Origin of the sequence: Mesorhizobium sp. M6A.T.Cr.TU.014.01.1.1, assembly GCF_004022765.1 — a bacterium.
GTDB classification, from domain to species: domain Bacteria; phylum Pseudomonadota; class Alphaproteobacteria; order Rhizobiales; family Rhizobiaceae; genus Mesorhizobium; species Mesorhizobium mediterraneum.
The window spans coordinates 72,756-91,497 of sequence record NZ_RZPG01000022.1 but is presented as its reverse complement, the minus strand read 5'-3'; the positions used below and the strand labels follow the sequence as shown (position 1 = coordinate 91,497).

Here is an 18,742-nt window from a genome sequence, read left to right as displayed (position 1 = left end):
CTGCCCTACTCCCCTATTCCCTTGTTCGTCACCGCGTGACGAACACTGTCACCAGCGGCTTCTTGCCCCAGGCTTCGTTGGCGGCGCCGCGGACGGCGCGGCGCACCGCCTCCTGCACGAGGTCGAGGTCTTTTCGGCGCTGACGGGGGATGGAGTCCACGGCGCCGATTGCCGCATCGATCATCAGGTCTTCCAGGCTCTCGCCGCGCGCATCGGCCTCGGCGACGCCGATGGCGACCAGATCGGGATCGCCGGCGAGCTCATATTTGTCGTCGAGCACGACATTGACCGCGACATGGCCGGCAAAGGACAGCTTGCGCCGGTCGCGGATGCCCATTGCCTGGTCGGTGCCGATCAGCCTGCCGTCCTTGTAGATGCGGCCGAACGGCACCTGGTCGATGATCGTGGCAGCACCTGGATAGAGCCGCAGCATGTCGCCGTCGCGCACCTGCGCCACCTGGCCGATGCCCGACGTCGACATCAGCGAGCCCTGCGCCACCAGATGCGCCGCCTCGCCATGCACGGGGACGCCGATCTGCGGCCGAACCCATTCATACATCTTGCGCAACTCGCTGCGGCGTGGATGGCCGGAGACATGCACCAGCGCATCGCCGTCCTCGATGATCTTGATGCCGAGATCGATCAGGCGGTTCTTGATCTCGAGAATCCCCTTCTCGTTGCCGGGAATGGTGCGCGAGGAAAACACCACCGTGTCGCCTGCTGTCAGCGACACCGATTTCATCTCGTCGCGCGACAGTTTCGCCAGTGCCGCAAGCGGCTCGCCCTGGCTGCCGGTGCAGATGATGACGAGGTTTTCACGCGGGATGAAGCCAAAATCCTCCTCGGCGATGAATTCGGGCAGCCCGTCCATGTAGCCGAGCTCACCGGCAACATCGATGACGCGTTTCAGCGAGCGGCCAAGCACCAGGCACTGGCGGCCGGCATCCCTAGCCGCCTTGGCAATGGAGACGATGCGCCCGACATTGGAGGAAAAAGTGGTGACCGCGACGCGGCCCTTGGCGCTCTGGATGACGCCCCTGAGGCCCTCACCTACCGCCACTTCCGATGGCGACTCCCCTTCCCGCAACGCATTGGTGGAATCGCAGATCAGCGCCAGCACGCCCTTGTCGCCATAGGCGCGGAAGCGGGCCTCGTCGGTCATCGGTCCGATCGTCGGCGCCGGATCGATCTTCCAGTCGCCGGTGTGGATGACGGTGCCGGCCGGCGAGGTGATCGCCAGCGACATCGGTTCAGGAATAGAATGCGCGACGGGAATAGCCTCGATCTCGAACGGGCCGATAGTGAATTTTTCGCCGGCCCGGTAGATCGTCAACGGGATCTTCGGTGCGCCTTGCTCGCCCTGCCGCTTGGCTTCCAGCAATCCGGCGCCGAACGGCGTCATCCAGACCGGCGCCTTGAGCTTCGGCCATGTGTCGAGCAGCGCGCCGTAATGGTCCTCATGCGCGTGCGTGATGACGATGCCGCGCAGATTGGCGATGTTCTCCTCGATGAAGCGCGTGTCGGGCAGCACCAGGTCGACGCCAGGCAGGCTGGCATCGGGAAAGGTGACGCCGACATCGACGACAATCCATTCGCGCGCATTGGCCGGGCCGTAGCCATAGAGGGCGAAGTTCATGCCGATCTCGCCGACGCCGCCGAGCGGCACGAAGACGAGTTCGGCGTTTTCAGCTTTCGCCATGATCTTTCCTTTCCTGGCCGGTCAAACCAGGCCCGTCTAATTTGGGCCCGTCAAACCTGAGCCGACGCGACCGCGCCAAAATGCACATCGCCGGCGGCGATCGTCAGAACCGAACCCTCATCGTCGCGGATCACGAAACGGCAGTCCTCGTCAATGGTCTCGAACGTGCCGCGCACCACATTACCGTCAATTCTGACAGCAACCTGCCCGCCAAGCCCTGCCGCGCGCGCCAGCCAGCGCTGCCTGACGGCGGAAAGCCCGCGCCCCTCATTCCACAGCCGCGCATTCTCGCTCCAGGCATCCGACAGCGCCAGAAACAAGGTCTCGGCATCGCAAGCAGCACCCAGCGCGCTGAGCGATGTCGCCGGATAAGGCAAATCTTCGGGATAAGCCACAACATTGACGCCGATGCCCACCGCCACCGCGAAGCGATCGCCTTCGAGTATCGCCGATTCCAGCAGGATGCCGGCAAGCTTGGCGCCGGAGGCGAGCACATCGTTCGGCCATTTGAGCTCGAAACGGTTCTTCCCATCGCTGCCGCCGTCGAGGCCGATTGCGATCTTGCCCTTCGGCATGACGGCATCGAGCGCATCGGCCAGCGCCAGCCCGGCGACGAAGCCGAGCGTCGCAGCGAGACGAAGCTCGGCATTGGTGACCACCAGCAGCGTCGCCGCAAGATTGCCCTCGGGCGTCGCCCACACCCGGCCGCGCCGGCCACGCCCGCTTTCCTGTTTTTTTGAAACGACCCAGAGCTTTCCCGGGTCCCCGGCCCGCGCACGATCCAGCGCCAGCGCATTGGTGGAACCGACCGTGTCATGTGCCTCGAGCCGGAACCCTTCCGAGGCCGCTGTTGGAGCCAGCCGAAATGCCATCGCGTCAGAAAAATGTCTTGGCGGCGGCTTCGGCATAGGTGCCGATCGGCCCGCCGATCAGCACGTAGAACAGCACGAAGGCGCCGCAGACGCCGAGCACGACGCGAAGCTCGGTCGCCATCGGCACAAAGCCGCCGACCGGTTCGTCGAACCACATGATCTTGATGATGCGCAGATAATAATAGGCGCCCACCACCGAGGCCAGCACGCCGATGATCGCCAGTGCGTAGAGGTTGGCGTTGATGGCGGCGAGGAACACGTACCACTTCCCCCAGAAGCCGGCGAGCGGCGGGATGCCGGCCAGAGAGAACATCAGGATGGTCAGGATCGTCGCCATGATCGGATTGGTCGACGACAGGCCGGCGAGATCGCTGATCTGCTCGACATTGCCTTCCTTGCGCCGCATGGCGAGGATGAAGGCGAAGGTGCCGAGCGTCATCACCAGATAGATCAGCATATAGATGGCGACGCCGCGCACGCCGGCCTGGCTGTTGGCGGCGAGGCCAACCAGCGCGTAGCCCATATGGCCGATGGAGGAATAGGCCATCAGCCGCTTGATGTTGGTCTGGCCGATGGCCGCGAAGGCGCCCAGCGCCATCGAGGCGATCGAGATGAAGACGATGATCTGCTGCCAGTCGGCGGCGATCGGCTTGAACGCGCCCATGGTGACGCGCACGATCAGCGCCATCGCCGCCATCTTCGGCGCGGCAGCGAGGAAGGCCGTCACCGGCGTCGGCGCGCCTTCATAGACGTCGGGCGTCCACATGTGGAACGGCACCGCCGATATCTTGAAGGCGAGGCCGGCCAGCACGAAGACCAGGCCGAAGACGAGGCCAAGCTGCCGCTCGCCGCCGCCCAACGCCGTGGCGATTTCCTGGAACCCGGTGTTGCCGGTGTAGCCATAGACGAGGCTGATGCCGTAAAGCAGCATGCCCGACGACAGCGCGCCGAGAACGAAATACTTCAACCCCGCCTCGGTCGAGCGCAGATTGTCCCGGTTGATCGCCGCCAGCACGTAGATCGCCAGCGACTGCAATTCGAGGCCGAGATAAAGCCCGATCATGCCGTTGGCCGAGATCATCAGCATCATGCCGAGCGTGCACAGCAGGATCAGCACCGGATATTCGAACTTGTCGAAATGCTCCGCCTTGGCGAAGCGCATCGACATGACCAGTGTCACCGCCGACCCGATCAGCGCCAGCACCTTCATGAAGCGGGCGAAGGGATCCTGGACGAAGGCTTCGCCGTAGGCGTAGCCCTGCCCGGTGGAAAAGATCGTCCAGACGCCGGCAACCACCAGGACGGCGACGGCAAGGCCGCTCACCGTTGTGGTGGTGTTGGCGCGCGAATAGGCGCCGAGCATCAGGAGCGCCAGGGCGCCGATGGCAAGGATCAGCTCTGGTGTCGAGAGCGACAGGCTGGAGAGAAGGTCCGGCGTCATGGTTCGCAAACCTCTCAGTCAGTTCGCCGCCGCGGTCTGCGCGGTGTTGATGGATGCGGTGACATTGGTGACGAGCGCCTTGACCGATTCGGCCGTCGCGTCGAAGACCGGCGCCGGGTAGACGCCGAAGAAGATGACCAGCACGACCAGCGGATAGATGATCACCTTCTCGCGCGCCGACAGGTCAAGCAGGTTTTTCAAGCTGTCCTTGGTCAGCGCGCCGAAGATCACCCGGCGATAAAGCCAGAGGGCATAGGCCGCCGACAGGACGACGCCGGTGGCGGCGAAGAACGCCACCCAGGTGTTGACCCGGAACACGCCGAGCATGGTCAGGAATTCGCCAACGAAGCCGCTGGTGCCGGGCAGGCCGACATTGGCCATGGTGAAGATCATGAACACGGTGGCGTATTTCGGCATGTTGTTGACCAGCCCGCCATAGGCGTCGATGTCGCGTGTGTGCATGCGGTCGTAGATGACGCCGACACAGAGGAACAGCGCGCCGGAGACCAGGCCGTGCGACAGCATCTGGAAGATCGCCCCCTGGACGCCTTCCTGGTTCATCGCGAAGATGCCCATGGTGACGAAGCCCATATGGGCGACCGACGAATAGGCGATCAGCTTCTTCATGTCCTCCTGCATCAGCGCCACCAGCGAAGTGTAGATGATGGCGACGACGGACAGCGCGAAGACCAGCGGCGCAAACATCTCCGAGGCGATCGGAAACATCGGCAGCGAGAACCGCAGGAAGCCATATCCGCCCATCTTCAGCAGGATGGCGGCCAGGATCACCGAACCGGCGGTCGGCGCCTCGACATGGGCGTCCGGCAGCCAGGTGTGCACCGGCCACATCGGCATCTTCACGGCGAAGGACGCGAAGAAGGCGAGCCATAGCCAGGTCTGCATGGTGGCCGGGAAATTGTGCGTCAGAAGCGTCGGAATGTCGGTGGTGCCGGACTGGAAGAACATCGCCATGATGGCGAGCAGCATCAGCACCGAACCGGCCAGCGTGTAGAGGAAGAACTTGAACGAGGCGTAGACGCGCCGCTTGCCGCCCCACACGCCGATGATGATGAACATCGGGATCAGGCCGGCTTCGAAGAAGACGTAGAACAAAACGATGTCCAGCGCGCAGAACACGCCGATCATCAGCGTCTCCAGCAACAGGAAGGCGATCATGTAGGCCTTGACGCGCTTCTCGATCGATTCCCACGAAGCCAGGATGCAGAGCGGCATCAGGAAGGTGGTCAGGATGACGAACAGCATGGAAATGCCGTCGACGCCCATATGGTAGGAGATGCCGGAATCCAGCCAGGCAAACTTCTCGACGAACTGGAAGCCAGGCTCCGAATTGTCGAAGCCGGTCCAGATGAACAGCGAAATCACGAAGGTGAACGTCGTCGTCAACAGCGCGATGGCGCGGATGTTGCGACGTGCATTTTCGCTGTCGTCGCGGACGAACAGGATGAGCAGCACACCAACCAGCGGCAGGAAGGTGACCAGCGACAGGATCGGCCAGGCGGTCATCAGAGCATCATCCAGGTGACGAGTGCGGCAACGCCGATCAGCATGGCGAAGGCGTAGTGATAGAGGTAGCCGGTCTGCAGCTTGACGACGCGGTTGGTGACGTCGACGACGCGTGCCGAAATGCCGTCCGGACCGAGCCCGTCGATGACGGTGCCGTCGCCGGTCTTCCATAGGAAATGGCCCAGGCGTTTTGCCGGCCGCACGAACAGGAAGTCGTAGAGTTCGTCGAAATACCACTTGTTGAGCAGGAAGGTGTAGAGCCCGCGATGCTGCGCCGCCAGGTTCTTCGGCATCTCCGGCGCGCGGATGTAGAATTGCCAGGCAATCGCAAAGCCGATCAGCATGGCGACGAACGGCGCCAGCTTCACCCACAGCGGCACTTCGTGCATGTCGTGCAGGATGTGGTTTTCCGGCAGCGTGAACAGCGACGCCTTCCAGAACTCGGCATAGCCCTCGCCGATGAAGGCGCCATGGAAGATCACGCCGGCGAACAGCGCGCCCACCGCCAGGATGAACAGCGGCACCAGCATGACCGGCGGCGATTCATGGACATGGTGCATCACCTCATGGCTCGCCCGCGGCTGGCCGTGGAAGGTCATGAAGATCAGCCGCCAGGAATAGAAGCTGGTGAAGCAGGCGGCGACGACCAGCAGCACGAAGGCAAGGCCGGCGACCGGATTGTGCGCGGCAAAGGCGCTTTCGATGATCGCGTCCTTGGAGAAGAAGCCGGCGGTGCCGATGACCGTGACCGGAATGCCGACGCCGGTCAGCGCCAGCGTGCCGATCACCATCATCCAGTAGGTCTTCGGAATGAGCGTCCTGAGCCCGCCCATCCTGCGCATGTCCTGCTCGTCGGAGACGGCGTGGATCACCGAGCCCGAGCCGAGGAACAGCAGCGCCTTGAAGAAGGCATGCGTGAACAGATGGAAGATCGCCGCGCCATAGGCGCCGACGCCGAGCGCCACGAACATGTAGCCGAGCTGCGAGCAGGTCGAATAGGCGATGACGCGCTTGATGTCGTTCTGGACGAGGCCGACGGTCGCCGCGAAGAAGGCGGTGAAGGCGCCGATGAAGGTGACCACGATCAGCGCCGAATGCGACAGTTCGAACAGCGGCGACAGCCGCGCCAGCATGAACACGCCGGCCGTCACCATGGTGGCGGCATGGATGAGTGCCGAGACCGGCGTCGGGCCTTCCATGGCGTCCGGCAGCCAGGTGTGCAACGGCACCTGTGCCGACTTGCCCATGGCACCCATGAACAAAAGCAGGCAGACGACGGTCATCGCAGCCTGCTTGTCGAGCGCATAGCCGAGGAAGGTCAGCACGGCAGCACCTTGAGGTGCGCCTTCGGCCGGAATGAACGTCGCCGCATTGGCGAAGATGGTGCCGAGATTGACCGAGCCGAACAGCACGAACACGCCGAAGATGCCGAGCGCAAAGCCGAAATCGCCGATGCGATTGACGACGAAGGCCTTGATCGCGGCGGCATTGGCCGACGGCTTCTTGTACCAGAAGCCGATCAGCAGGTAGGAAGCGAGGCCGACGCCTTCCCAGCCAAAGAACATCTGCACGAGGTTGTCGGCCGTTACCAGCATCAGCATGGCGAAGGTGAACAGCGACAGATAGGCGAAGAAGCGCGGCCGGTTCGGGTCGTGATGCATGTAGCCGATCGAGTAGATGTGGACCAGCGCCGACACCGTGTTGACCACGACCAGCATCACCACCGTCAGTGTATCGATGCGTAGCGCCCATGCGGCCTCTAACCCACCCGACTGGATCCAGCGCATCACCGGCACGGTGAACACCTCGCCCTCGCCGAAGCCGACCGAGAAGAAGGCGACCCACGACAGCACGGCTGATATCACCAGGAAGCCGGAGGTGATGTATTCGGACGCCTTGGCGCCGAGCGACGTGCCGAACAGGCCGACGATCAGGAAGCCGAGCAGCGGAAGGAAGACGATGGCCTGATACATGGTGGTTTCCGTCAACCCTTCATCATGTTCACGTCTTCGACCGCGATCGAACCGCGGTTGCGGAAGAAGACGACGAGAATGGCGAGGCCGATCGCGGCTTCAGCCGCTGCGACCGTCAGCACGAACAACGCGAATACCTGTCCGACGAGATCGCCGAGCGCTGCCGAGAAGGCGACGAAATTGATGTTGACCGCGAGCAAGATCAACTCGATCGACATCAGGATGACGATGATGTTCCTGCGGTTGAGGAAAATGCCGAACACGCCGAGCGTGAACAGGATTGCCGATACGGTCAGAAAGTGTGCGATGCCGACGGTCATCTCAGATTCCTTCGCCCGTCTTGACCTTGCGGATTTCCATTCCAGTCGCCGGCGTGCGGCCGACCTGGGCTGATATCGACTGCCGCTTGACGCCCGGCTTGTGACGCAGCGTCAGCACGATGGCGCCGATCATGGCGACCAGCAGCACAAGGCCTGCGATCTGGAAATAGTAGAGGTAGTCCGTGTAGAGGATGTCGCCGAGCGCTGCCGTGTTCGAGCGCACGGCAAGGTCCGGAATGGGCTTCGAAACCGTCGCGGCCAGCTGCGGCGCGAACGTGTAGCCGCCGAGCACGACGATCAGCTCCGCCGCCAGGATCAGCCCGACCAGCGCGCCGATCGGCGCGTATTGCAGGGCGCCTTCCTTCATTTCGGCGAAATCGACGTCGAGCATCATGACGACGAACAGGAACAGCACCATGACCGCGCCGACATAGACGACGAGCAGGATCATCGCCAGGAACTCGGCGCCGGTCAGCATGAACAGGCCGGCGGCGTTGAAGAAGGTCAGGATCAGGAACAGCACCGAATGCACGGGATTGCGCGCCGAAATGACCATGAACGCCGACGCCACCGCGACAAAGGCGAAGAGGTAGAAAAAGGCCGCCTCTAGTCCGTTCAGCATGGGTTCCCCCGGGTTTCTGTCCAAACAGGACGCTCGTCCTGTTCGATGTTTGCCACCGCCTCCGGTCGCAAGTTTCGTGTTCCTATCGCATGTTTCGATCGGGTTGAAAGACCCGGATCGAAAGAAAACATGCGACACTTTCAATTCCGGAGGAGGATCTTGTCCGAAAAGTCTGCAACTTTTCGGGATCATCCTCTGAACGAGGCCGCTCGCCCCGTCCATGCGTCAAATGTCAGCGGTACGGCGCATCCAGCGAGAGGTTGCGCGCCAGTTCGCGCTCCCAGCGGTCGCCATTGGCCAGCAGCTTATCCTTGTCGTAATAAAGTTCCTCGCGCGTCTCGGTCGCGAATTCGAAATTCGGCCCCTCGACAATGGCGTCGACCGGGCAGGCCTCCTGGCAGAAGCCGCAATAGATGCACTTCACCATATCGATGTCGTAGCGCACGGTGCGGCGCGTGCCGTCATTGCGGCGCGGGCCGGCCTCGATAGTGATGGCCTGCGCCGGGCAGATCGCCTCGCACAATTTGCAAGCGATGCAGCGTTCCTCGCCGTTCGGATAGCGGCGCAGCGCATGCTCGCCGCGGAAGCGCGGGCTCACCGGCCCCTTCTCGTGCGGATAGTTGATCGTTTCCTTCGGCGCGAAGAACTGGCGCATCGACAGGAAGAAGGCGCTGACGAAATCCTGCAGGAGCAGCGACTTGGCGGCTTGGGCTAGAGCGGACATCACGCAAACCCCGTGATCTTGAGAAACGCGGCGACAATCACCACCATCGCCAGCGAGATCGGCAGGAAGACCTTCCAGCCGAGCCGCATCAGCTGGTCGTAGCGGTAGCGCGGCACGAAGGCCTTGACCATCGAGATCATGAAGAACACCAGGCAGACCTTGAGCACGAACCAGATCAGACCCGGCACCCAGGTGAAGGGAGCGAAGTCGAAGGGCGGCAGCCAGCCGCCGAGGAACAGGATGGTGGCCAGCGCGCACATCAGCACGATGGCGACATATTCGCCGAGGAAGAACAGCAGGAACGGCGTCGACGAATATTCGACCATATGGCCGGCGACGAGTTCCGATTCGGCTTCCACAAGGTCGAAGGGCGGGCGGTTCGTCTCGGCCAGCGCCGAGATGAAGAAGATGACGAACATCGGGAACAGCGACAGCCAATGCCAGTCAAGGAAGGTGTTGGGCAGGCCAACCCGCGTCCCCAGCCCATCCTGCTGCGACAGCACGATATCGGACAGGTTGAGCGAGCCGACGCAAAGCAGCACGGTGACGATGACAAAGCCGATCGAGACTTCGTAGGACACCATCTGTGCCGCCGAGCGCAGCGCGCCGAGGAACGGATATTTCGAGTTGGACGCCCAGCCGCCCATGATCACGCCATAGACCTCGAGCGAGGAGATGGCGAAGACATAGAGGATGCCGACATTGACGTTGGCGATCGCCCAGCCCTCGTTGACCGGGATGACCGCCCAGGCCGAGATCGCCAGCACAGCCGACACCAGCGGCGCCAGGAGAAAAACGCCCTTGTTGGCGCCGGACGGAATCACCGGCTCCTTGAACACGAACTTCAGAAGGTCGGCGAAAGCCTGCAGCGTGCCCCATGGGCCGACGACGTTCGGGCCACGGCGCAACTGCACCGCCGCCCAGATTTTGCGGTCCGCGTACAGGATGTAGGCGACGAAGATCAACAGCACGACGATCAGCACGACCGACTTCAACAGGATGATCAGCGCCGGCAGCACGTAAAAGGAGAAGAAGGTGTCCATGCTTATTCCGCCGCCTGCCTGAAGCCGTTTTTCGCCAGCGCCGAGCATTCCGCCATCACGGCGGAAGCCCGCGCGATCGGGTTGGTCAGGTAGAAATCCTTGACCGGCGAGGTGAAGGTACCCTTGCTCAGCCGCCCGCCAAGCTTCGCCACCCCGGCGATATCATCGGCGTTGCCGGCCGCGACTTGATCGATGCGGGCCAGATGCGGGTATTCAGAATAGAGTTTTGCGCGAAGCTGCGGCAGCGAATCGAACGGCAGCTTCTTGCCCAGCACATCCGACAGCGCCCGCAGGATCGCCCAGTCCTCGCGCGCATCGCCTGGCGCGAAGCCGGCACGGTTGGTCTGCTGCACGCGGCCCTCGGTGTTGACGTAGGTGCCCGACTTTTCGGTATAGGCGGCGCCCGGCAGGATGACGTCGGCGCGGTGCGCGCCCTGGTCGCCATGCGTGCCGATATAGACGACGAAGGCGCCGCCGGTCTTGGCCATGTCGATCTCGTCGGCGCCGAGCAGGAACAGCACGTCCGTGTCGCCCAGCATGCCGGCGACGTTCTTGCCGCCCTCGCCCGGCACGAAGCCGACATCGAGACCGCCGACCCGGCCCGCGGCAGTGTGCAGCACCGCAAAGCCGTTCCAGTCGGCTCTCGAGGCATTGACGGCGATGGCAAGCTTGGCCGCCTGGCCGAGCACGGCCGCGCCATCCGAGCGCGCCAGCGCGCCTTGGCCGACTATGATCAGCGGGTGCGTCGCTTTCTTCAGCACCTGGAAGAACTTGCCATTGCCGTCGGCCAGATCCTTCAGCGATTCCGGTCCGGCGCCGAGCTGCTCGTAGTCGTAGCGCGTGTCGCCGACATCGCCGATGACGCCGACCGGTAGGTTGCCAACCCGCCAGCGCTTGCGGATGCGGGCGTTGAGCAAGGACGCCTCGAAGCGCGGATTGGCGCCGATGATCAGCACCGCGTCGGCCTGCTCGATGCCCTCGATGGTCGGGTTGAAGATATAGCTTGCCCGGCCGAGCGACGGATCGAGCGCCGCGCCATCCTGGCGGCAGTCGGTGTTCTTCGAGCCGAGCGAGGCCATCAGCAGCTTCAGCGCATAGATCTCCTCGACGGCGGCGAGATCGCCAGCAATGGCGCCGATCTTGTCGGGTGCAGCGTTCGACACCGCTTCCTTGATTGCGGAAAAAGCCTCGGCCCAGCTCGCCGGGGCCAGCTTGCCGTCCTTGCGTGCGTATGGCCGGTCGAGGCGCTGCGTGCGCAAGCCGTCCCAGATGAAACGGGTCTTGTCGGAAATCCACTCCTCGTTCACCGCCTCGTTGGTGCGCGGCAGGATGCGCATCACCTCGCGGCCTCTGGAATCGACGCGGATCGCCGAGCCGACGGCATCCATTACATCGATGGATTCGGTCTTGGTCAGCTCCCATGGCCGCGCCTGGAAGGCGTAGGGTTTGGAGGTCAGCGCACCGACCGGGCAAAGGTCGATGACGTTGCCCTGCAGTTCCGAGGTCATCGCGCTTTCGAGATAGGTGGTGATCTCGGCGTCCTCGCCGCGGCCGATCAGGCCGAGCTCGGAAATGCCGGCTATCTCCGTGGTGAAGCGGACGCAGCGCGTGCAATGGATGCAGCGGTTCATGATCGTCTTGACCAGCGGCCCGATATATTTGTCTTCGACCGCCCGCTTGTTCTCGTGATAGCGCGAGGAATCGACGCCGAACGCCATCGCCTGGTCTTGCAGGTCGCACTCGCCGCCCTGGTCGCAGATCGGGCAATCCAGCGGATGGTTGATCAGCAGGAATTCCATCACGCCTTCCCTGGCCTTCTTGACCATCGGCGTGTTGGTGAAGATTTCCGGCGTTTCGCCATTCGGGCCGGGGCGCAGGTCGCGCACGCCCATGGCACAGGATGCCTGCGGCTTGGGCGGCCCGCCCTTCACCTCGATCAGGCACATGCGGCAATTGCCGGCGATCGACAGCCGCTCATGGAAGCAGAAGCGCGGCACTTCCGCGCCGGCGTCCTCGGCCGCCTGCAGCAGCGTGTAGTGGTCGGGTACAGTAATCTCTTTCCCGTCGACCTTGAGCTTTGCCATGTCGTCTCAAACCCCTGCGGACGTTCCGCAATCTTTCTTTCCGGGCGCAGCCGAAACCGCGCGCGGTATTGAATTCAATGTTTGGCCTCGGCCAGCGCCGCCGCCTGGCCAAGCCAGTCGTCGCGATCGATGCGGCCGTTGAACGACAGATAATCGTCGACCCAGGCGATCTCTTCCGGCGTCCATGCCGCGATCTGGCCATATGTCCAGATGCCCAAGCCGTTCAGCACCTTCTCCAGCTTCGGCCCGATGCCCGATATCGCCTTGAGATCGGCCGGATTTGCCGGACGATCCATGGCCTTGGGCTGCTTGAAATCCTCCGGCATCAACCCGGTTGGCGCGGCACCCGCAACGGTGCTCGCATCCGCCACGTTCGGCGCATCGCCTGTGGCAGTTGCCGCTATATCGGTTACGTCCCTGGCGAAGGACTGCGCCTCGGCGATCAAGGTTTTCGTCGCCGCGCGCGCCTTGGTCGAAGAGTTCGTCCCTGTCTCTGAAAAGCGTTCGACCCTGGCCTCGAAATCGTCGACGATCGGTTGGAAGAGGCGCTGCGAGGCCTCGGCGGCACCCGAGAGCGCGCCCATCCACACCCCAAAGGCATGATTGGCAAGGCCGAAGCCGAGCGCCGACATCGCTGCCGCACCCGCGACAGGGTGCGCCAGGAGATTGACGGCGCTCGCCATCTCCTTCGGCATCATCCTGGTCAGGTCCTGGTTCATCTTCTCGAACGGGTCCAAATCTGGCATCAAATGATCGGGTCTCGAATGCAGCGACATTGGTGATCTCCTAGTCGTTTCTTCCGTTTGCCCCGAGCCTGTTTCCTCAAATCGGGCATTCGCCCGTATTTCAAATCGGGCGCTTGCCCGTATTTCGAACTTCTCTATTCCGCAGCCACCATCACCGGCTCTGCCCGGTGCGCATTGCGCGAAAACTCGTTGATACGCCGCTCCACCTCGCCGCGGAAATGCCGCATCAGGCCCTGGATCGGCCACGCCGCCGCATCGCCCAGCGCGCAGATCGTATGGCCCTCGACCTGCTTGGTCACGTCGAGCAGCATGTCGATCTCACGCTTCTGCGCCTCGCCGCGCACCAGCCGCTCCATCACCCGCCACATCCAGCCGGTGCCTTCGCGGCACGGCGTGCACTGGCCGCAGCTCTCGTGCTTGTAGAAGTAGGAAAGCCGCGCGATCGCCTTCACGATATCGGTCGATTTGTCCATGACGATGACAGCCGCCGTGCCAAGGCCCGATTTCAGGTCGCGCAGCGCATCGAAATCCATCGGCGCGTCGATGATCTGCTCCGCCGGCACCAGCGGCACCGAAGCGCCGCCCGGAATGACCGCCAGCAGATTGTCCCAGCCGCCGCGAATGCCGCCGCAATGCGTCTCGATCAGCTCGCGGAACGGGATCGACATCGCCTCTTCGACGGTGCACGGATTGTTGACGTGGCCGGAGATGCAGAACAGCTTTGTGCCGACATTGTTGGGCCGCCCGAAGGACGAGAACCAGGCCGCACCGCGGCGCAGGATGGTCGGCGCCACCGCGATGGACTCGACATTGTTGACCGTCGTCGGGCAGCCATAGAGGCCGACATTGGCCGGGAATGGCGGCTTCAGCCGCGGCTGGCCCTTCTTGCCTTCGAGGCTTTCGAGCAGCGCCGTTTCCTCGCCGCAGATATAGGCGCCGGCGCCATGGTGCATGTAGATGTCGAAGTCGTAGCCGGACGTGTTGTTCTTGCCGATCAGCTTGGCCTCATAGGCCTCGTCGATAGCGCGCTGCAGCGCCTCGCGCTCGCGGATGAACTCGCCGCGCACATAGATGTAGGCGGCGATCGCGCCCATGGCGAAGCCGGCAATCAGGCAGCCCTCGACCAGCGTGTGCGGGTCATGGCGCAATATATCGCGGTCCTTGCAGGTGCCGGGCTCGGATTCGTCGGCGTTGACGACAAGATAGCTCGGCCGGCCGTCGCTCTGCTTGGGCATGAACGACCATTTCAGCCCGGTCGGGAAGCCGGCGCCGCCGCGACCGCGCAAGCCTGATGCCTTCATCTCGTTGACGATCCAGTCGCGCCCCTTGGCGATGATGCCTGGCGTGTTGTCCCAGGCGCCGCGCGCCATTGCGCCGGCCAGCGACTTGTCGAAGCGGCCGTAGATGTTGTTGAAGATGCGGTCTCTGTCCTGAAGCATTGTTCGTTCCTCAGACCGGCTTCTTGCCGAAGACGCGGATATATTCGGCGACCCCGCCCTTGGCGAGCGCCTTGGCCTGCTTGACCCAGTCTTCGCGCTGAATGCGGCCGTGGAAGCTGAGATAGCCGTCGACCCATTCGCGCTCGGCCTTCTTCCAGGATGCGACTTGCGCATAAGTGAAGATGCCAAGCGAATGCAGGATGCCCTCGATCTTCGGGCCGACCCCCGAGATCAGCTTGAGGTCGTCGACCAGTGCCGGCTTTGCGATGCCGGCCGGACGGTTCTTGTCCTCGAGCGAAGGCTTGGCACGCTTGGCGGCTGCGCCGAGCTGTGCGCCCTTAGCTTCGGGCGCCTTGAAAGCGGCCGCTGGCTCAGCCTTGATTATGGGACCGCTACGCTGTTTCGAAACCTTTTCGACCTCCGGCGCGGCCTTGTTGGCGTTGGCCGCCGAATGCCGCGGTGCGGCGACGCTCGCCGCCTTTTCCGTCTCTGGTGCGACCTTTGTCGGCGAAGGCGATCTCAGCGCCGGGCTGGTTTCAGGCGCATCGGTCTTCGGCTTGCTGGCTTTCGATGGCGCAACGGGGGCAGCCAGTGCCTGCGCGACCGGAGCCGGCACCGCGGCGGCAGTCGACGCTGCACCTTGCGCGGCCTTGGCCGCCGCCTTGGCTTCCCTGTCGCGTGTCGTCTTCAGGATTGCCTTTTCGTTCTTCAGCGTCGTCAGACCGCTGATCGGCTCTGAGGTGATGCGGCCGTTCTGCGGCCCCGGCGTCACCGAGGCGCCCTTGCCGGCATCGTAGAGATCGATGATCTCGGCAAGCCGCTCCGGCGTCAGGTCCTCGAACGTGTCCTTGAAAATCATCACCATCGGCGCGTTGACGCAGGCGCCGAGGCATTCGACCTCTTCCCACGACAGCGTGCCCTTGTCGTTGGTGTGGAACTGATCGTGATGGATCTTCGAGCGGCACACATCCATCAGCGCTTCCGAGCCGCGCAGCATGCAGGGCGTGGTGCCGCAGACCTGGATATGCGCGCGGGTGCCGACCGGATTGAGCTGATACTGCGTGTAGAAAGTCGCGACTTCGAGCCCACGGATATAGGGCATATCGAGCATATCGGAGATCGTCTCGATCGCCGCCTTGGTCACCCAGCCTTCCTGCTCCTGCGCCAGCATCAGCAAGGGGATGATCGCCGACTGCTCGCGGCCCTTCGGATACTTCTTGATCCATTGCTTCGCCGCTGCCGCATTCGCCCGGTTGAAGGCAAAGGAGGCTGGCTGGAGGCTGGCTTCTGCGAGACGGCGGACTGACATTTATCGATCGACCTCACCAAACACGATGTCGAGGGAGCCGAGGACGGCGGTGACGTCGGCCAGCATGTGGCCACGGCACAAAAAGTCCATGGCTTGCAGATGCGCGAAGCCGGGCGCGCGCAGCTTGCAGCGATAGGGCTTGTTGGTGCCGTCCGAGACGAGATAGACGCCGAACTCGCCCTTCGGCGCTTCGACCGCCGCATAGACCTCGCCCGCCGGCACCCGGTAGCCTTCGGTGTAGAGCTTGAAGTGATGGATCAGCGCTTCCATCGAGCGCTTCATCGCCGCACGCTTCGGCGGCACCACCTTGCCGTCGAGGTTCGACACCGGCCCTGTGCCTTCCTTGCCGAGCAGCAAGTCGACGCACTGGCGCATGATTTTCGCCGACTGGCGCATCTCTTCCATGCGCACGAGGTAACGATCGTAGCAGTCGCCGTTCTTGCCGATCGGAATGTCAAAATCCATCTCGGCATAGCATTCATAGGGCTGCGACTTGCGCAGATCCCAGGCGACGCCGGATCCGCGCACCATGACGCCGGAAAAGCCCCAGGCCCAGGCATCGGCCAGCGAAACGGTGCCGATGTCGACATTGCGCTGCTTGAAGATGCGGTTGCCGGTCAGCAGTGCGTCGAGATCGTCGAGCGATTTCAGGAACGGATCGATCCACTTGCCGATATCTTCGACCAGCTTCTGCGGCAGGTCCTGGTGGACGCCGCCGGGCCGGAAATAGGCCGCATGCATGCGCGAGCCGCTGGCCCGCTCATAGAACACCATCAGCTTTTCGCGCTCGACGAAGCCCCACAGGGGCGGCGTCAGCGCACCGACATCCATCGCCTGCGTCGTCACATTGAGAATGTGCGACATGATGCGGCCGATCTCGCAATAGAGCACGCGGATCAGCTGGCCGCGCTTCGGCACCTCGATGCCAAGCAGACGCTCGGCGGCAAGCGCGAAGGCATGCTCCTGGTTCATCGGCGCGCAATAGTCGAGCCGGTCGAGATAAGGCACGGCCTGCAGGTAGGTTTTGGCTTCGATCAGCTTTTCAGTGCCGCGATGCAACAACCCGATATGCGGATCGACGCGATCGACGACTTCGCCATCGAGCTCCAGCACGAGGCGCAAAACGCCATGCGCCGCAGGATGTTGCGGGCCGAAATTGATGTTGAAGTTGCGAACGGAGGTTTCAGCCATTTACTGCTTTGCCTTCTCATCTCCCGGAAGCACGTAATCCGTACCTTCCCATGGAGACAGAAAATCGAAATTACGGAATTCCTGCTTGAGCTCGACTGGCTCGTAGATGACCCGCTTGGCTTCGTCGTCATAACGCACCTCGACGAAGCCGGTCAGCGGGAAATCCTTGCGCAGCGGATGACCCTCGAAGCCGTAATCGGTCAGAATCCGCCTGAGATCGGGATGGCCCGAAAACAGCACGCCATAGAGATCGTAGGTTTCGCGCTCGAACCAGTCGGCGCCGGGATAAACGCCGGTGATCGACGGCACCACGGTTTCCTCGTCGGCCTGGACCTTGATGCGGATGCGAATATTCTGCTTCGGCGACAGCAAGTGGTAGACGACGTCGAAGCGCTTGGCCCGCGACGGATAATCGGCGCCGCACACGTCGATGATCGAGATGAACTGGCAGTTTTTATCGTCGCGCAGGAAGGTCACCACCTCGATCAGATCATGCGGCTCGACAGAGATGGTGAGTTCGCCATAGGCAAACACCGCATTGCCGATCCGGCCGCTCAGCTTCTCGCCGAGATAGGTCGAGAGTTCGTTCAACGACAGGCTCATCATCCCGCTCACCGCTCGATCGTGCCGGTGCGACGGATCTTCTTTTGCAGCAGAAGGATGCCGTAGAGCAGCGCTTCCGCGCTCGGCGGACAGCCGGGCACGTAGATGTCGACCGGCACGACGCGGTCGCAGCCGCGCACAACCGAATAGGAATAGTGGTAATAGCCGCCGCCATTGGCGCAGGAGCCCATCGAGATGACGTAGCGCGGCTCCGGCATCTGGTCGTAGACCTTGCGCAGCGCCGGCGCCATCTTGTTGGTCAGCGTGCCGGCGACGATCATGATGTCGGACTGGCGCGGAGACGCGCGAGGAGCAACACCGAACCTCTCCGAGTCATAGCGCGGCATCGAGGTGTGGATCATCTCGACCGCGCAGCAGGCAAGACCGAAAGTCATGAACATCAGCGAGCCGCTGCGCGCCCAAGTGATCAGCGCCTCGGTCGAGGTGACGAGAAAACCCTTGTCGGCCAGCTCGTTGTTGATCTCGAGGAAGAAAGGATCACTCGCCCCCACCGGCTTTCCGGTGCTGGGGTCGAGAATGCCTTTTGGCTTCGGCGCGACGAGCGTGCCGGAATTGTCGCTCAATCCCATTCCAGCGCTCCTTTCTTCCATTCATAGGCAAAGCCGATGGTCAGCACCGCCAGAAACACCATCATCGACCAGAAACCGAGCATGCCGATCTGGCTGAAAGACACGGCCCACGGAAACAGGAAGGCCACTTCCAGATCGAAGATGATGAACAGGATCGACACCAGATAGAAGCGGATGTCGAACTTCATGCGGGCGTCGTCGAACGAGTTGAAACCGCATTCGTAGGCGGAAAGCTTTTCCGGATCGGGGTTGCGGTAGGCCACCAGGAAGGGTGCGGCAAGCAGCGCCACGCCGACGACCAGCGCCACGCCGATGAACAGGACGATGGGCAGGTACGAACTCAACAACGCGTTCATGCTGCGGCTTTCCGTTGGCGGCCAATCCACTCTGATTACAGCACCGGACCCACTTGCGGAAGCGTGACAGTTTAACCACTGAACCGTTTTAGGGGGCTCTATGCTGCAACGCGGCGAGGGTTAGCGCAGGCCTTTCGGCGAAGCAAGTCAAACCTTGTTCAAAACACGGTGCTGGACGGCATATCCGGATAAACTGGTCCGATCTG

General features: G+C 62.8%; 17 protein-coding genes. All 17 read right to left on the bottom strand.

Annotation, left to right across the window (positions count from 1 at the left end; all coding sequences use genetic code 11):
- Nucleotides 1-28 precede the first annotated feature (28 nt).
- Nucleotides 29-1,699, bottom strand: a complete 1,671-nt coding sequence (locus EN885_RS23430; protein WP_128244035.1) for a ribonuclease J — start codon at nt 1,697-1,699, stop codon at nt 29-31.
- Nucleotides 1,700-1,749: 50 nt separating this feature from the next.
- On the bottom strand, nt 1,750-2,571 hold the full coding sequence (locus EN885_RS23425; protein WP_126106065.1) for a biotin--[acetyl-CoA-carboxylase] ligase: 822 nt from the start codon (nt 2,569-2,571) through the stop codon (nt 1,750-1,752).
- A 4-nt stretch (nt 2,572-2,575) separates the two neighbouring features.
- The gene (gene nuoN / locus EN885_RS23420; protein WP_095483446.1) at nt 2,576-4,012 is read right to left on the bottom strand and encodes an NADH-quinone oxidoreductase subunit NuoN; all 1,437 of its coding nucleotides are present in this window, start codon (nt 4,010-4,012) and stop codon (nt 2,576-2,578) included.
- Between the two features lie 18 nt (nt 4,013-4,030).
- The gene (locus tag EN885_RS23415; protein WP_127204824.1) at nt 4,031-5,536 is read right to left on the bottom strand and encodes an NADH-quinone oxidoreductase subunit M; all 1,506 of its coding nucleotides are present in this window, start codon (nt 5,534-5,536) and stop codon (nt 4,031-4,033) included.
- Nucleotides 5,536-7,509, bottom strand: a complete 1,974-nt coding sequence (gene nuoL, locus EN885_RS23410; protein WP_128244036.1) for an NADH-quinone oxidoreductase subunit L — start codon at nt 7,507-7,509, stop codon at nt 5,536-5,538. The genes EN885_RS23415 and nuoL overlap by 1 nt, the downstream gene beginning before the upstream one ends.
- A gap of 11 nt (nt 7,510-7,520) precedes the next feature.
- Nucleotides 7,521-7,829, bottom strand: a complete 309-nt coding sequence (gene nuoK, locus EN885_RS23405; protein ID WP_095483443.1) for an NADH-quinone oxidoreductase subunit NuoK — start codon at nt 7,827-7,829, stop codon at nt 7,521-7,523.
- Between the two features lies 1 nt (nt 7,830).
- Nucleotides 7,831-8,451, bottom strand: a complete 621-nt coding sequence (locus tag EN885_RS23400) for an NADH-quinone oxidoreductase subunit J (RefSeq protein WP_128244037.1) — start codon at nt 8,449-8,451, stop codon at nt 7,831-7,833.
- Between the two features lie 232 nt (nt 8,452-8,683).
- Nucleotides 8,684-9,175 (bottom strand): NADH-quinone oxidoreductase subunit NuoI, encoded by a 492-nt coding sequence (gene nuoI, locus EN885_RS23395; protein ID WP_095483441.1) that lies wholly within the window; start codon nt 9,173-9,175, stop codon nt 8,684-8,686.
- Nucleotides 9,175-10,218 carry an NADH-quinone oxidoreductase subunit NuoH gene (nuoH, locus tag EN885_RS23390; RefSeq protein WP_095483491.1) on the bottom strand — a complete coding sequence of 348 codons (1,044 nt, stop codon included), beginning with the start codon at nt 10,216-10,218 and terminating at the stop codon, nt 9,175-9,177. The genes nuoI and nuoH overlap by 1 nt, the downstream gene beginning before the upstream one ends.
- A 2-nt stretch (nt 10,219-10,220) precedes the next feature.
- Complete coding sequence (gene nuoG, locus EN885_RS23385; protein ID WP_128244038.1) at nt 10,221-12,302, bottom strand: NADH-quinone oxidoreductase subunit NuoG; 2,082 nt, start codon at nt 12,300-12,302, stop codon at nt 10,221-10,223.
- A gap of 74 nt (nt 12,303-12,376) precedes the next feature.
- Nucleotides 12,377-13,078 carry an NADH-ubiquinone dehydrogenase gene (locus EN885_RS23380; protein ID WP_095483439.1) on the bottom strand — a complete coding sequence of 234 codons (702 nt, stop codon included), beginning with the start codon at nt 13,076-13,078 and terminating at the stop codon, nt 12,377-12,379.
- Nucleotides 13,079-13,182: 104 nt separating this feature from the next.
- Entirely contained in the window at nt 13,183-14,487 is a 1,305-nt protein-coding gene (gene nuoF, locus EN885_RS23375) for an NADH-quinone oxidoreductase subunit NuoF (RefSeq protein WP_095483438.1), read from the bottom strand.
- Nucleotides 14,488-14,497: 10 nt separating this feature from the next.
- Nucleotides 14,498-15,796, bottom strand: coding sequence for an NADH-quinone oxidoreductase subunit E (locus EN885_RS23370; RefSeq protein ID WP_128244039.1), 1,299 nt, complete (start codon nt 15,794-15,796; stop codon nt 14,498-14,500).
- Complete coding sequence (locus EN885_RS23365) at nt 15,797-16,987, bottom strand: NADH-quinone oxidoreductase subunit D (protein WP_095483436.1); 1,191 nt, start codon at nt 16,985-16,987, stop codon at nt 15,797-15,799.
- The gene (locus EN885_RS23360) at nt 16,988-17,590 is read right to left on the bottom strand and encodes an NADH-quinone oxidoreductase subunit C (protein ID WP_095483490.1); all 603 of its coding nucleotides are present in this window, start codon (nt 17,588-17,590) and stop codon (nt 16,988-16,990) included.
- Nucleotides 17,591-17,598: 8 nt separating this feature from the next.
- Complete coding sequence (locus EN885_RS23355; protein ID WP_095483435.1) at nt 17,599-18,180, bottom strand: NADH-quinone oxidoreductase subunit B; 582 nt, start codon at nt 18,178-18,180, stop codon at nt 17,599-17,601.
- The gene (locus EN885_RS23350; RefSeq protein WP_095483434.1) at nt 18,171-18,536 is read right to left on the bottom strand and encodes an NADH-quinone oxidoreductase subunit A; all 366 of its coding nucleotides are present in this window, start codon (nt 18,534-18,536) and stop codon (nt 18,171-18,173) included. The genes EN885_RS23355 and EN885_RS23350 overlap by 10 nt, the downstream gene beginning before the upstream one ends.
- Nucleotides 18,537-18,742 lie beyond the last annotated feature (206 nt).

What these genes read in the sequence shown, in the direction of transcription:
- EN885_RS23430 (WP_128244035.1), bottom strand. Translation starts at nt 1,699, where the DNA reads ATGGCGAAAGCTGAAAACGCCGAACTCGTCTTCGTGCCGCTCGGCGGC.
- EN885_RS23425 (WP_126106065.1), bottom strand. Translation starts at nt 2,571, where the DNA reads ATGGCATTTCGGCTGGCTCCAACAGCGGCCTCGGAAGGGTTCCGGCTC.
- nuoN (WP_095483446.1), bottom strand. Translation starts at nt 4,012, where the DNA reads ATGACGCCGGACCTTCTCTCCAGCCTGTCGCTCTCGACACCAGAGCTG.
- EN885_RS23415 (WP_127204824.1), bottom strand. Translation starts at nt 5,536, where the DNA reads ATGACCGCCTGGCCGATCCTGTCGCTGGTCACCTTCCTGCCGCTGGTT.
- nuoL (WP_128244036.1), bottom strand. Translation starts at nt 7,509, where the DNA reads ATGTATCAGGCCATCGTCTTCCTTCCGCTGCTCGGCTTCCTGATCGTC.
- nuoK (WP_095483443.1), bottom strand. Translation starts at nt 7,829, where the DNA reads ATGACCGTCGGCATCGCACACTTTCTGACCGTATCGGCAATCCTGTTC.
- EN885_RS23400 (WP_128244037.1), bottom strand. Translation starts at nt 8,451, where the DNA reads ATGCTGAACGGACTAGAGGCGGCCTTTTTCTACCTCTTCGCCTTTGTC.
- nuoI (WP_095483441.1), bottom strand. Translation starts at nt 9,175, where the DNA reads ATGTCCGCTCTAGCCCAAGCCGCCAAGTCGCTGCTCCTGCAGGATTTC.
- nuoH (WP_095483491.1), bottom strand. Translation starts at nt 10,218, where the DNA reads ATGGACACCTTCTTCTCCTTTTACGTGCTGCCGGCGCTGATCATCCTG.
- nuoG (WP_128244038.1), bottom strand. Translation starts at nt 12,302, where the DNA reads ATGGCAAAGCTCAAGGTCGACGGGAAAGAGATTACTGTACCCGACCAC.
- EN885_RS23380 (WP_095483439.1), bottom strand. Translation starts at nt 13,078, where the DNA reads ATGTCGCTGCATTCGAGACCCGATCATTTGATGCCAGATTTGGACCCG.
- nuoF (WP_095483438.1), bottom strand. Translation starts at nt 14,487, where the DNA reads ATGCTTCAGGACAGAGACCGCATCTTCAACAACATCTACGGCCGCTTC.
- EN885_RS23370 (WP_128244039.1), bottom strand. Translation starts at nt 15,796, where the DNA reads ATGTCAGTCCGCCGTCTCGCAGAAGCCAGCCTCCAGCCAGCCTCCTTT.
- EN885_RS23365 (WP_095483436.1), bottom strand. Translation starts at nt 16,987, where the DNA reads ATGGCTGAAACCTCCGTTCGCAACTTCAACATCAATTTCGGCCCGCAA.
- EN885_RS23360 (WP_095483490.1), bottom strand. Translation starts at nt 17,590, where the DNA reads ATGAGCCTGTCGTTGAACGAACTCTCGACCTATCTCGGCGAGAAGCTG.
- EN885_RS23355 (WP_095483435.1), bottom strand. Translation starts at nt 18,180, where the DNA reads ATGGGATTGAGCGACAATTCCGGCACGCTCGTCGCGCCGAAGCCAAAA.
- EN885_RS23350 (WP_095483434.1), bottom strand. Translation starts at nt 18,536, where the DNA reads ATGAACGCGTTGTTGAGTTCGTACCTGCCCATCGTCCTGTTCATCGGC.